Origin of the sequence: Streptomyces canus (assembly GCF_030816965.1) — a bacterium.
Classification (GTDB): domain Bacteria; phylum Actinomycetota; class Actinomycetes; order Streptomycetales; family Streptomycetaceae; genus Streptomyces; species Streptomyces canus_E.
In genome coordinates, this window is the sequence record NZ_JAUSYQ010000002.1 from 8,813,062 (window position 1) to 8,826,243 (window position 13,182).

General features: G+C 66.2%; 10 protein-coding genes and 2 pseudogenes. 8 read left to right on the forward strand and 4 right to left on the reverse strand.

Annotation, left to right across the window (positions count from 1 at the left end):
- Positions 1–21: 21 nt before the first annotated feature.
- Positions 22–1,228, reverse strand: a pseudogene (locus QF027_RS41180) (IS110 family transposase).
- A gap of 204 nt (positions 1,229–1,432) precedes the next feature.
- Between QF027_RS41180 and QF027_RS41185 the strand changes: the two are divergent.
- A pseudogene (locus QF027_RS41185) lies at positions 1,433–2,124 on the forward strand (transposase family protein).
- A 438-nt stretch (positions 2,125–2,562) separates the two neighbouring features.
- On the opposite strand, the gene QF027_RS41190 reads toward QF027_RS41185, so the two are convergent.
- From QF027_RS41190 to QF027_RS41200, 3 genes are read right to left on the reverse strand one after another with little or no spacing between them, the layout of a single operon-like run.
- Positions 2,563–2,751: a hypothetical protein gene (locus QF027_RS41190; protein ID WP_307080533.1), complete on the reverse strand. Its 189-nt coding sequence runs from the start codon at positions 2,749–2,751 to the stop codon at positions 2,563–2,565.
- Between the two features lie 24 nt (positions 2,752–2,775).
- The gene (locus QF027_RS41195; RefSeq protein WP_307080534.1) at positions 2,776–3,564 is read right to left on the reverse strand and encodes a hypothetical protein; all 789 of its coding nucleotides are present in this window, start codon (positions 3,562–3,564) and stop codon (positions 2,776–2,778) included.
- Complete coding sequence (locus QF027_RS41200) at positions 3,561–4,751, reverse strand: hypothetical protein (RefSeq protein ID WP_307080535.1); 1,191 nt, start codon at positions 4,749–4,751, stop codon at positions 3,561–3,563. Before QF027_RS41200 ends, QF027_RS41195 begins: the two co-directional genes overlap by 4 nt.
- Positions 4,752–5,178: 427 nt before the next feature.
- Here QF027_RS41200 and QF027_RS41205 point away from each other — a divergent pair, with 427 nt between their 5' ends.
- Genes QF027_RS41205 through QF027_RS41235 form a run of 7 tightly spaced genes read left to right on the forward strand, consistent with a single transcriptional unit; the run spans position 5,179 to position 13,182 of the window.
- Positions 5,179–5,502: a hypothetical protein gene (locus QF027_RS41205; protein ID WP_262505522.1), complete on the forward strand. Its 324-nt coding sequence runs from the start codon at positions 5,179–5,181 to the stop codon at positions 5,500–5,502.
- Positions 5,502–6,305, forward strand: coding sequence for a hypothetical protein (locus QF027_RS41210; RefSeq protein WP_307080536.1), 804 nt, complete (start codon positions 5,502–5,504; stop codon positions 6,303–6,305). Before QF027_RS41205 ends, QF027_RS41210 begins: the two co-directional genes overlap by 1 nt.
- A gap of 13 nt (positions 6,306–6,318) precedes the next feature.
- Positions 6,319–7,851, forward strand: a complete 1,533-nt coding sequence (locus QF027_RS41215) for a hypothetical protein (RefSeq protein ID WP_307080537.1) — start codon at positions 6,319–6,321, stop codon at positions 7,849–7,851.
- A 31-nt stretch (positions 7,852–7,882) separates the two neighbouring features.
- Positions 7,883–9,382, forward strand: a complete 1,500-nt coding sequence (locus tag QF027_RS41220; protein ID WP_307080538.1) for an SCO6880 family protein — start codon at positions 7,883–7,885, stop codon at positions 9,380–9,382.
- A 2-nt stretch (positions 9,383–9,384) separates the two neighbouring features.
- Entirely contained in the window at positions 9,385–10,767 is a 1,383-nt protein-coding gene (locus QF027_RS41225) for an ATP/GTP-binding protein (RefSeq protein WP_307080539.1), read from the forward strand.
- Entirely contained in the window at positions 10,764–12,584 is a 1,821-nt protein-coding gene (locus QF027_RS41230; RefSeq protein ID WP_307080540.1) for a type IV secretory system conjugative DNA transfer family protein, read from the forward strand. The genes QF027_RS41225 and QF027_RS41230 overlap by 4 nt, the downstream gene beginning before the upstream one ends.
- Positions 12,577–13,182, forward strand: a complete 606-nt coding sequence (locus QF027_RS41235; protein WP_307080541.1) for a hypothetical protein — start codon at positions 12,577–12,579, stop codon at positions 13,180–13,182. Before QF027_RS41230 ends, QF027_RS41235 begins: the two co-directional genes overlap by 8 nt.

A 13,182-nucleotide genomic window follows, 5' to 3' on the forward strand; every position in this document is an offset into this window, starting at 1 on the left:
GACTGAGTCTCAATGATGGTGTCAAGCCGATTGGGTGGCTGGTGGGGTGGGGGTGAAGTGCCTCTTGTCACGGAGCATGGCCCATAGGACGTCGACTCGGCGGCGTGCGAGGGCGAGCAGGGCCTGGGTGTGGATCAGTCCTTCGGCGCGTTTCTTGAGGTAGTAGTCCCGGGAGGGGCCTGGACGCATCATGGCGGTTTGGGCGGCCACGTAGAAGACGTGTCGCAGGCGGCGGTGGTAGCGCTTGGGCCGATGGTGGTTGCCGGTCCGGCGGCCGGAGTCGCGTGACACCGGGGCCAGTCCCGCGTGGGCGGCCAGACGGCCGGCGTCTGGGTAGCTGGACAGGTCGCCGACGATGGCGAGGAACTCGGCGCCGAGGATGGATCCCATGCCAGGCAGAGATTCGATGACTTCGGCGCGCTCGTCGAGGCGGAAGGCTTCGCGGATCTCCCGGTCGGTGTCTTTGATCCATTCGTCGAGCATCAGGAGCTGGTGGGCGAGGTCGCACACGAGTTTGGCGGCTCGCTTTTCGCCCGGCAGAGCGGTCACCTGGGACCGGGCTGCTTCGAGCGCGCGGGCGGCGACATCGGCTGCACTGCGGACCGCACGTCGTGCCAGCCAGTCCGCGAGCCGTTTGGCACCGGTTCGCTGCAGGGCGGCCGGGGTCTGGTACTCGGTCAGCATGACGACCGGCCCCTTGGCCGTTGAGTAGTCGAAGGCCCGCTCCAGAGCGGGGCAGATGCCTACCAGGGCATCGCGTAAGCGGTTGATCAGGCGTACCCGGTCGGCGATCAGATCGGTTCGATGCGCGGTGAGTAACTGGAGATCAGCCACGGTCTCGTTCGGCAGGCTCAGGAGTGCGAAGTCCCGGCGCATGCGCGCGGTGTCGGCGATGACCAGAGCGTCCTTGGCGTCAGTCTTCCCTTCGCCGCGGTAGGCGCCGGACATTCGGTTGACCGTGCGTCCAGGCACGTACACCACGCTTTGGCCGTTGGCGATCAACAATGCAAGCAGCAACGTTGAGGCCCGGCCGCAGATGTCGACCGCCCATCGCACCTCGTTGGCCATCTCGCACGCTGTGACGATCAGGTCCAGGATCTCGTCTTCACCGTTGACGACCTTCCTCGAAAACACCTTCTCTCCGGTGGCGTTGACTCCGACAGCCCAGTTGGGCCTTGCCGGCGTCGATGCCGACCCAGACCTGCTCATGACGTTCCGTCACCGTCATCGCTCCGTTCCCCAGGAAGCAGCACGCCTTCAGGGTCCGGGAACACTCCGCCGCCAAGCCCTTAATCAGCGATGACCGCAGTTCTCAATCAGCGGCCGGAGCGTCCCGGAGAACCGGGCAGCCACTCACTCGGAGCCATCAACGGCAGGTCACCATCAGCTACACCCAGTCCTCCCGAACCACCACCATTCTTAAGGGGTCACGATGCTCATCGTCACCCGTGAAGGTGACCGCCGCTGCAAGCTCCCGCCGCACCAGCGTGCCCTGGTCGCTCTGGCGTACCTGCGCAAGCACGACCCGCTTGCCCAGATCGCCGCTGGCTTCGGTATCTCGGTGGGCACCGCCCACGCCTACACCACCGCGGTGATCAGCCTGCTCGCAGAGCGTGCACCGGGCCTGCTCAAGGGGCTGCGCGAGACCGACTCCGACTACGTCCTGCTCGACGGCACGCTCGCCGAGTGCGACCGCCTGGGCGACGGCCGGGCCGACTACTCCGCCAAACACCGCCGACATGGCGTGAACGTGCAGCTGGTGACCGATCCTTGTGGCCGGCTGCTGTGGATCTCACCCGCACTGCCCGGCCGCGCACACGACCTGACCGCGGCCCGCACCCACCGGATCATCCGGATCTGCGAACGCCAGGGCGTCCCGGTCCTCGCCGACCGCGCCTACATGGGAGCCGGCCCGTGGGTGACGACGCCCATCAGACGCCCGCCAGGCCGTGGCCTTCCGCCAACCCAGCAAACCGTCAACCGCGCGCTGTCCGCAGCCCGGGCACCGGTCGAGCCGGCGTCGCACGACTGAAGTCGTGGCGGATCTTCCGCAGGTCCCGGTGCAGCCCGAATCGAATGTCGTCAATCGCCGCGGCCGTCCTCACCCTGGAGCGGCAACGCTGAAAACGCTCCGTGAGTGACGTATTCGCCGCCGTCAAAGCGTTGACGCTCGTGGGCATGGATCGTTCACCGGCGTACTTGGCGGGATCAACTCCCGGACACGGCGCCAGAGAGAACGTCGCCCACGCCCAAACCCCGGACGTGGATCGTGACGATGACGCTCCCGCCATCTTGCGTGGTGGTCCTCACCGGTTGCCGCCCCATGTGCTCCGGCTCCTCGAAGCCCCTGAGGCGGAACCGCCGGCCCCGCCGGTGCCCACTGTGGCGACCGTGTTGGTGGACGTCAGCGACGACCGAGCGCACACGCCCCCCAACTGGTTCGAGGGCTGTGTCCGCTACCGGTAGCGGTACTAAGAGCAGCACGAGCAGGCTCACGCAGCTGGATTACTCCGTCGGACCTTGCACTCGGGGGACAGGGTCGGAGGCACGACTTGGTGCAGATCAGTAGCCGTTGCGCCGACCGCGTCGCCAGGCCCAGAATCCGCCAACGGCCGCTATGCCAAGGGCCTGGAACGCAGTGCCCATGCCGCCAGGGGCGCCAGCGACCTTCGACGCGGCGAGGATTCCGGTGACTATGAGGGTGTACGGCAGGAGGAAGATGATGATGCGGCCGTTGCGTATGGGATTCATGCGTCAAGTATGCGCATTTGTCCGCTAGTTGGCCAGGACAATCCTCTGCTCCCGCTGTTTGATGGCCTGAACCGCCGAGTCGCCGTTTGGGATGGCGATGTCCTGAAGGAGCTTGACGACATGCGGGACGGAGGCCTTCGCGTCCTCGGGCTGAAGCCGACACCAGCAGCTCAGTGCGTTGCCGACGGCGCGGACGGTGGAGTCATGCTGTGGCCCGACGTGGAGGTGCCACGAGCGAGCCATGAAGATCCAAATCTGCAGGCCGTATCGGTAGTCCTGGGCAAGCCAGGCGATGTCACCGCGTACGAGGCCGACTGCCAGGGTGTAAAGGTGGCTAGGGCCGTACTGGGTGGACAACTCGGCGAGTAGCTGATCGGCATCGTGGGCGGCTTCCCTGAAGCGGTCCTGGTTGGCGGTTGCGCATGCGGCAGCGAGCCGTCCGCGGTAGGGCTCAGGCAGTGGCTCATACGGCCGGTCGGCTGGTATGGGATCCGCGGTGCGCGGCGATGGGGGAGGTGTCGGCCTGACGGTCGACTGAGGCAGATTTGGGTTGTTGAGGGCCTGCGCCTCGCTGTTCAAGGGATGGCTCGTGCCGTCGGTGTTGACCTGGATCGATGTCGTGTACTGGGCCTGCTCGTCTTGGATCACTGCGCGGAGCGGCATTTCCAGCGCGGCAGCCTCCAACTGGAGGTGGGTTAGAACAGCTTCGTTGAGGGTGACGCCGGGGGGTGGGGTGAAGTACTCCTCGTCAATGAAGCAGATCCCATCAGAGGTGATCCGAACCTGCACTGCATCGGGAGGTATTGCGTTCACTGCTGGCCCACCTTGTCCGAGAGAAGCGGGATGGTGCTGATTCCGCCGGCGCTCGGGAAGCTCGGCTCGGCCCATCCGCGGTACCGCAGCCGCCAAGCGCCGTTCGTGAGCTCTTTCCGCGGGACGATCGCGATCTTGCCTTGGCGCGGGTAGTCGTCCCCGACGTCGTTGCTGGCGACCTGATCGTTGCCCAGGTAAAGGGCGACGTGCCCCGCTGACTCGCCGGTGTCGTAGAAGAGCAGGGCTCCTGGGGGTGGTGACATGTTGCCGGGGTGAGCGAGCCCTGCGTCCACGAGCCGGTTCCAGTGAACGTTGGCGGTTGCGGATCCGGAGGAGCCCCAGCCGTAGGCCTGGGCCACGAAGTTGTCGCACATCCGGTACCAGCCTGTCTCGCCCGCCTCGTTCCGGGCGCTGGCAATCGCCTGGGCGACGGTGCGCGGATTCTTGACCTTGAACTTGGCGTTGGGGTCCTTGCCGCCGTAGGCGGCAGGGTCGTCGCAACCCGTGCTGATCGAGGTCACGGCGTGGGTTCCCCAGGTCTTGGCCACGAGTGAGCCGGCTGCTGACTCCCATTTGGCGTACTCGGTGCGGTACTTCTCTTCAGGGCGTTGGATGCTCGCGGCAACCTTGGTCAGAGGCTTCTTCTGCCAGTTGTCGATCTTGACGAGTTGGTCGTAGAACTTCCCGGCCGCGTACACGGGATCGGTGAGTTCATTGACGGTGCCCCAGCCCTGTGAGTGCCGCTGCTGGAAGAGTCCAACGCTGTCCAGGTGGCCGTGGTGCAGGTTGTCGAGCGTGCTCTCCTGCATAGCAACCGCTACGGCGATGACCGCTGCCCGAGGCGAAAGGTGTCGCGTGCGGGCGACGTTGGTGATCGTGCCTGCGTTGCGCACCTGTCGAGCGCTCCACTTCGCGCTCTTCTGCGTGCCTTCTGGGTTTAGCGGCACGGTCACCTGGGTTTCGCTGGCTTCCTGCGTGCCGTCGAACCTGGGGGCTTCTCCTCCCGCACCTGCTCCGCTTTCCCCGTCTCCAACTGGCTGGAGCCCTGTCTGACAGGTGTTGGCGTTGGCTTCGGTCGCGGCACCGCTGACCGCGAGAACGCAGAGCGAGAGCACCGAAGCGCCTGCCGTGGCGATGCCCACGGCCGTCTTCGCTAGCCCATTCATCCGATCCTCGGCAATAAACATGTGTTGACGGTAATGAGGTCAGTGAACAGCACTCGCGAAGTAAGAGCCACCCGCGTTGAGGTTCCATGAAGGCGCCTAGTGGCAAAGGCGTCGCGGATGTCGCAACGCCGGATCGCAGTCATGCGCTAGCCCTTGAGGCGGTCCAAGGCCTTCCTCGAACGCTATCCGGTGCCGTGTGGAGCATGCCGAAAAGCCAAATTGGCCTGCAAAGTAACGGAATCCTTAGGGTTCTTGGGGTGAGTCAGGGATGGATCCGTCGTCCGAACCTGACGTCTGGTTCGGGGTGTCGCTCAGGGTGCACTCCTGGCGCTGGGTGGTCGTCTCTCAATCTGTAAACGCTTGTTGTCAAGTTTGCATGTATGTACCTTCCACGTCACGGCCCGGGTTCGGGCCTGCCTCCGAAACGAGGGTGGAAGGGAGTCGGGGGATGCCCGTTTCGCAACACCTGGTGGATCTTGCTGCGAGTGGTGACATCGGCACCCTCGTGAACGGGCTGTCCCCGGACTGGGGTCCATTCGGGCAGCTGGGGACAACTGGACGGACGGTGATCCAAGCCCTGATGGCCGGCGTCGTGCTCGTGCTGCTGGGCCGCGCGATCCTCGGCGCCGTGCATCTGAAGGTCGGCGAAGGTCAGCACGACGTGGCCCAGGTCAGTAAGGGCAAAAAGGAGATCGCCGGCAGCCTCGTCGGGGCCTTCGTTGTCGCTTCGATAGGGACAATCTTCACGATCGTGTATGGGATGGGCATCTGATGGCCCGCCAGAGCGCCCCTGGCAGGGGTACGCGAGTCCTGGTCGACGAGACCCCGACGGTCGCCAAGAGCGGCAAGCCCTGGTGGCGCGGGATGGCCGTCACCGGAGCGATCTTCCTCGCGCTGGTCATCCTCGCCGTGTTTATGAGCCTGTCCGGCGGAGGCAGCGGATCGACGTCCGACGGCTCGGCTGGTAGCCAGAGCCAGACCGCACCAGCGGAGAGGGACACCACCGGAGGGGACACCAAGAGCACAGCGAAGAAGCTCGTCAACGGTGTCCCGGTCGGCTACACCCACAACCAGGCCGGCGCCGTTCAGGCAGCAGTGAACTACCAGGTCGCACGATCGTCTGCCGCCTACTTCACCGATGACAAGGCCCGGCACGCGACTCTCGCCGCGATGATGACCAGCCAGGCGCTGGACCGGCAGATCCGCAACGACGATAACGGGATGCAGCAGGTCCTTACATCACTGGGCGTCACCAGTGCCAACGAGGACCAGCTCGTCGCACGCGGTGCGGCGATGGGCACTCGGATCACCACTTATACCGATCAAGTGGCCACCATCGAGGTGTGGATGGCCGGGCTCGTCGGGGTCACGGACAAGAGCGCCCCGATGCCCGTATCCGCGTCATGGACCACGTACACGCTGACACTGCAGTGGCAGTCCGGTGACTGGAAGTTGGCATCGATCACATCCGTCAACGGCCCGACCCCTCTGGATGCAGGCAGCGACGACCCCACGAGCGTCGACGAGTTCCGCACGGCAGATCGGGAGTTCAATGCGCCCCCTTATGTCGGCTGAGACTCGCTACCGGGTGCGCACCCGGCTGACCTGGGTCACCGGCCTCACCGCCACGATCTCCTTGATGCTCGCCCCGAGCCAGGCTCAGGCGAACGACTTCAGTGACTGGTCGTGCAAGAACATTCCGTTCGCGGACAAGGTCTGCAGCGTCGTCGAGAGCACCAATAAGGCGATCGACTTCGCGAGCGATCCCTTGGGGTACATCGCCCAGTTCTTCAACAACGCCGTGACCAGCATCTTCACCCAGATGATGAAGGCGTTGGGCTCGACCACACGGATCGACTGGCAGGACCCAGGATTCCTGCGGACCTACACCATGGCGTTCGCCGCGTCCACGGTATTGACCGTGATCTATTGGCTGATCGCTGTGGCCAAAAGGGCGATTCAGGGAGTGCCGCCGTTCCAGGCGCTGGCGGAGTCGATCGGTTTTCTCTTGATGTCGGTATTGGTCTCCGCCTTCGCGCCGCTGGCCATTGCCTACACCGTGCGCATCGTCGATGAGGCTGCGGAAGCCATGTTCAAGCCCGTGGCCGGAGACGCCGCCGACATGGTGGTCACCGTCACGACGGCGATGCTCGCGCTGATGACGATCCCCGGCGGCGCCATCATCGTGATCTTCTTCGCCCTGGCGCTCCTGGCGGCGGTGGCTGGCGTATGGCTGGAGCTCATCGTCCGCAACGCCTTGATCCTCTCTGGTCTCGTCTTCGGACCAACAGTGTTCAGCGGACTGGTGGACCGCGACCTGTGGGGGCACACCAAACGATGGTTCGGCGTGATGGCCGCGATCATCGCCTCGAAATATGTGACGTTCACGGTCATTGCGCTCGCCTCGGGCACGCTGGCCTCCGACAGCCCCAACAAGAGCCTGGCGCAGTCCTTTGCCACCGTCTTCACCGCGTTGGCGCTGTTGGGTCTCGCCTTCTACATGCCCTTCCAGCTCTCGAAGTTCATTCCCGGATTCGGCGACGAGCTGCGCGACATGTACGCCGCCCGCGACGACCTGAAAGGCCGAGCCAAGAACGTCGGGAACCAGGTGGGCGACTCCTACGGAGAACTCAAGTCGCGTATGGGCGGGGACGACGGCGGCGGATCCGACGAGGACGGCGACGGAGAAGACGCCGACGCGGCGGACGGCGACGCCATGAGCGGCGGAGAAACCGAGGGAGCCACCGAAGCCGGAGCGGCCGAAGGGGCAGCTGCCGCGACCGGTGTCGGCGCGGCGGCCGTGGCCGCGAAGGAGGGGGCCGACAAGACCAAGGGCGAGGCCGAAGCCGCAGTCGGACGCGGTGTCGACGGGGCGACCGCCGGTCTCGACTCCGGCGGCTCAGCGGCACCGTCGTCCGACAGCAGTGACTCCGACGGCAGCGGTGGCCCTGCCAACGGAGGGGAACCGCTGTCTCCCGGCAGCGCGCCCGAAGCCGGAGGAACGGGCAGCGCGACGGCCGGCGGGGAGCCGATGGATCCGGCGAGCCCCCAGTCCTGGCCGCCGCCAGAACCCCCCGACGAGCAGCCGGAACCACCTCCGCCGGACGAGGAGATGCGCTGATGCCCGTCCCGTCGCACGCCCAGGAGTAGTCGTGGCACGCACCTTTACATACCCCCGGCCGAGGCCTCGTGGACTGCTCGGCCGGAAGCTCGAAGCGGATGAGCAGCTCGTCTTGGGCGCCGGGCTCGTCGGCGGACTCTTCGCGGCCTGGATCCTCGCGGGCATCGTGCTGAAGATCGTCGGCTTCGCGCTGATCGCGGGCTCCTGCGCCTGGGCAACTCTGGCGCCGCACAAGGGGCGGACCTACGTCCGGTGGTTCGAGATCAACCGGACCTACAAGAAGCTGCTGCGTGACGGCTCGCTGCTGTACAAGTCGAAGGCGCCGTACGCGGGCCGATTCGCCGACGGCCGCCGCGTCCCCGTCGAGGTGCCCGTCGGGGTGCCCCGGAACATGCAGTGGATCACGGCACGCACCGCCTTCGGCGAGATCGCGATCGTGCTGCAACCGGACGAGCTGATGTTCACCGCCGTCGTCGAGGTGGAAGGGCAGCGCGACTTCGGCAGCCTCGACACCGCGGACAAAGAGGCTTTGATCCGGGCCTACGAACACTTGCTCAAGACCACGGCCGACAGCGGAGGCCGGATCCGCCGCCTTCAGTGGATCAGCAGGGTCATCCCCACGGACCCCAATGCCCACGCCCGGGATGCTGCCGACCGCAGCGACGCAGACAGTCCGTCGTGGCTGCAGCAGTCGTACGACGACTTGATCCGCCGCGTCGCGGTCACAGCAGAAGACCGTCGGTTGCTGCTGGCGGTGGGCATCCCCTATACCTCCGACCTGGTCGCCGAGGCCCGCCGCTACAACACCCTCCACGAGGGATACGCGATCACTCTCGGGCAGGAGATCGACAGCTTCATACGGACGCTGGGACGCGGACAGCTGCGCCACGTGCGCAACTTCGACGAAGCCAGCTTGGCCTCCTACCTGCATCACTCGTACGACCCCAGCCACTGGATCGACGACACCACCGGGATGGACCGGGTCACGTGCTGGCCGGCCGTACTGGATGCCCGGAACAAGAAGTACATGGCCTCCCGCAGCTGGGAGGCCTCCGAGGACAACTGGTACTCGATGACCGCCTGGGTGAAGGAACTGCCCGTGCTCCCGGTCGGCATCAACTTCCTCGCCCCCGTGTTGCTCTACCTCCAGGACATCATCCTGTCGGTGTCCGTGGTCATGGACCTCGTCAGCACCGACCAGGCGATCACCGAGGCGATGGCCGACGCCACCAACGAGCTGGGGCAAGCGGACAAGAAGGCCGGACGCATCGAGGACCCCCGGGAGCAGAAAGCCCAGCGCGCCTCGCTGAGCACCATGAGGGACATCGCAGACGGCGCGGCGGGAACGCGGCTCGCAGCCTGGATCACCGTCACCTCTCCCACCCTTGACGCTCTGCGCAGGGACGCCGACACCGTCCGCGCCGGCGCCACCCGCGCCGGACTGCGCCTGGAGTGGTGCGACGCCGAACACCACAGGGCCTTCGCCAACACCCTGCCCTTCACCGCCGGACTCCTGAAGGAAGGGCGGTAGCGATGCTGGAGATGCTGCGGCGACAGTCACAAACTCGGCGGCGGGCGATGCGCTCGACCACCAGCCACGCCTGCGGTCTCTACCCGGCGGTCGGCGCGGCCAGCATGGACCCCCGCGGTGTGATCATCGGCCGCGAGGCCTACAGCGGCCGGGCGTACATCTACGACCCGTTCATCTTGTACAACCCGCAGGCACGCGTCCGACTCGCCAGCGGACACGCACTGATCTTGGGTAAGAGCGGATACGGCAAGTCTGCGCTCGAAAAGACCTACGTCCTGCGTCAACTTCGTTTCAGGGACCGGAACTTCGCTGTTCTGGACGCGCAGGGCGAAGACGGCGCCGGCGAATGGGACGGCATCGCCCGTCAGTTGGGCATCACGCCGATCCGCCTGGTCTACGGCGCTGGTGACGCTGGCGCAGGGGTACGGATCAACCCGCTCGACCCGCGGATACCTGCCGAGCACCAGTTCAAGGTGCTCGTGTCCATGATGGAGATCCTCACCGGCACCATCTCCTCCCAGACCAAGTTCGCCCTGGCCGAGGCCCACAAGACAGCGACCGACGCCGCGCGCGAGCAGCAGCGTGTGGTGATCCTCTCCGACGTTCTGGATGCCCTGACCGCTCCGAAGCCGACCCTCCTCGGGCAACAGCCAGTCACGCCCGAGGAATTGGTGGAGTGGGGCCAGCCAGCGGCACTGGCCCTTGACGAGCTGTGCAATCCCAGCAGGGACTTGTCGGGCATGTTCGACGGGCCGACGACGCCAGGGATCGATCTCGACGCCCGTTTGATCATCTTCGATTTGACGAGGCTGCCACGCGAGGGCGAAGCCATGCCGCTGCTGATGGCGGTTATCGGGCCGTGGTTGAGGTTCGGCTGGATCAAGCCGAACGACCGGGTCAAAAGAACTTTGATCGTTGAAGAGGCGTGGCACATCCTCTCCCACCGGCCGGTCGCAAGGCTCTTTGAGGAGCTGGTCAGGTACGGCAGGCGCTTGGGGTTGTCCTTCTGGGCGGTCCTGCACCACCTCGGGGATCTGCTTCTGGAGCAGGCTCCTGAGGCGGCGGCCATCCTGAAATTGACGGCAACCCGGGTCCTTTATCACATGGACCGGGACGAGGCCGAGACCACGGCCGACTACCTGGGACTTCCCGACTGGGCGCGCAAGGCGCTGGCGGACGGATCCAACGTGTGCGCGCCAGGGCGGGGCATCTGGCAGGTGGGCTCGCGGATCAACCTCGTGGAACACATCCGGACACCGTTGGAGATCCGTCTGACGGACACCAACCGCCGGATGTCCGAGACGGGGCCCCGCGAGCCTGCGGACCACTACGGCGCAGAGGCGTCGGCTCCCATGATCCGCCTCCGCAAGGGGGCTGCCGCATGATGCCGAAAGCCGCCACGCCGCAGACCGCGGCACGGCTGCGTCTCGGGCGCGACACCGTGTGGATCGTGCCGCTGATCGCGGCGTTCGTGCTCACCGCACTGCTGTGGCTGACTGCGCTCCTATCAGGAGTCCTCGCACACGGACGGCCCGCAGCGATCACCTGGGACTCGGCGGGCCGCGCGGTCGTCGCAGTCTTCCGGCACCCCGGTGACCCGTCGGCCGCTTGGCCGCCCAGTGCGGGCGTTGGTGGCCCGTTCGTGTTCTGGCCCACCTTCCTCGTCCTGCTTGCCGGTGCGATCTGGGGCGTGTGGAAGACGTACTGGTGGTGGAAGCACCGTGGCGCCGATGGCGCCGACGGGATGGCCACCCGGGCCCAGCTGGAGAAGGCCATGGGCGAGCAGCAGGCGCTGTCCCGAGCCGGATCGCTACGTCCGACGCTCACCGAGCAGAACCCCAAAGCCATCACCATCCGCGACGTCGCCGTCTACATCGGAAGCGCCGACCCCTCAGCGATCCATCTATGGATCACTATCGAGGAATCGATGATTCTGGTCGCTCCGCCGCGCGAGGGAAAGACATCCCAGATCATCCTCCCTGAAATCCTCGAATTCCGGGGCACGGTCCTTGCGACCAGCAGCAAGACAGACGTCCTCTACAACACCGCACTTCTGCGGCAAGAACACGGCCCTGTCTGGGTCCTGGACCCCACGGGGCTGTCCGGCTGGCCAAATCAGCTGCGCTGGCCCTTGACCGCAGGGTGCGAAGAATACCAGGTCGCGCGAAAGCGGGCCGAGACCCTCGCGGCAACCACCAAAAGCGAAGAAGGGACAAAGAATGGCGGTTATTTCGCGCTCAACGCGAAAACCCTTATTACCTGCTGGCTGCACGCCGCAGCCCTGCACCAGCGTCCAGTCCTCGACGTGCTGGCCTGGGCGACCGACCCGGACAACCGCGAGGCCGTCGACCTGCTGGCGGCCAAGGGCAAACACCTCCTTGCCGCCGCGCTCGCCGGCCAGCACGCGGCGGCCGAGGAGGAACGTTCCGCCACCTGGCGGACCGCCGAGCAGAGTTTCATCGCGCTCTATGACGAGAAGGTCGCCGAGATCTTCGCTCCCCAGGGGGATGTCGAGGTCTTCGACATCGAGACCTACCTCCGGCAGTCCGGAACCCTGTTCCTGATCGGTGAGGACGAAGAGTCATCCGCCTTGGCCCCGCTGAACGCGGCCTTCGCCAAAGCGATGTTCGACACCGCCAAGAGGGTCGCCGCCCGCAGTCCCAACGGCCGTCTTCCGATTCCGCTCGGCTGTTTCCTGGACGAGCTGGCCAACGTTGCGCCTCTGCCGGAAATACCGAGCCTGATGAGCGTCAGCGGCTCGCAGAACATTTTCATCATGGCCGTGCTGCAGGGCTATGCCCAGGCCGAGGAGCGCTGGGGCGCCCTGGGGGTTAGGAAAATGTTCGCCAGCGGCACCGTGAAGTGCTTCCTGGGCGGGATCAGCGATCCCGAGGAACTGAAGTCCTACAGCTCCCTCGCGGGCGAATTCGACGAGGACGTGGAGACCGTCTCGGACGACGGCGACCGGGTCTCGGTGTCCACGTCGGTCCGCCGCCGCGCGGTCGTGGAGCCGGCCACGATACGGATGATCCCGGAACGCGGCGGGATGGTGTTCCACCGCCGCACCCCCGCCACCCTCGTCACGTTCGTCCGGGCCCACGAGGGTCCGCGGGCGGCAGAGATCAAGGACGCCACCCGCAGGGCGCACGAGATGGTCGACGACCGCGTCAGGCTGGAGAAGGCGGGCGGCGGTCATGGCTAGCGGCTTCGACGACATCTTCGCCGAACTCACCAACATCAACGCCGAGCAGGTGCTTCTCAGCGAGCGGGTCAAGCTGCTGGAGGAGCAGTTGGAGGCCGGTGGATCCGGCAGCGGGGAAGCCGACGGGGAGCAGGAACGCCCGGTCGGTGCCCCGGTGCGGTGGCACGAACTCGACGCCGAGGAACGCGCCGTGCTCTGGCCTCAGTTCGTCCGCTGGGTGATCTGGGTCGCCGACCGGTACGAGATGACCACGGATCAGCTGCCCCGCCAGTGCTGGTGGAAGCACGGCGCGGTCGTCGAGGAACTCACGGCGCTGTGGACCTCCCACGAGTCGGCCTACGCCAGCGGGGAGGACGGGGGGTCGGCGCCGTACCTGTGGCAAGACGCCCTCGCCCGGGCCGTGGAGCGGATGGGCCGGTTCTGGCTCGGCGCGTGCCGAAACGGCCAGCACCGGGCCCGCCACCGCGATGCCACCTGGGATGGAGACGCGGACTACCTCGCCCTGCTCCTGGCCGCCGAAGGCCCCGAGCCCGACGGCGATGCATCAGACCCGCCCGGCGAGGAGCGGCCCGATCCGGATGAGGACGGCAGCGGATGA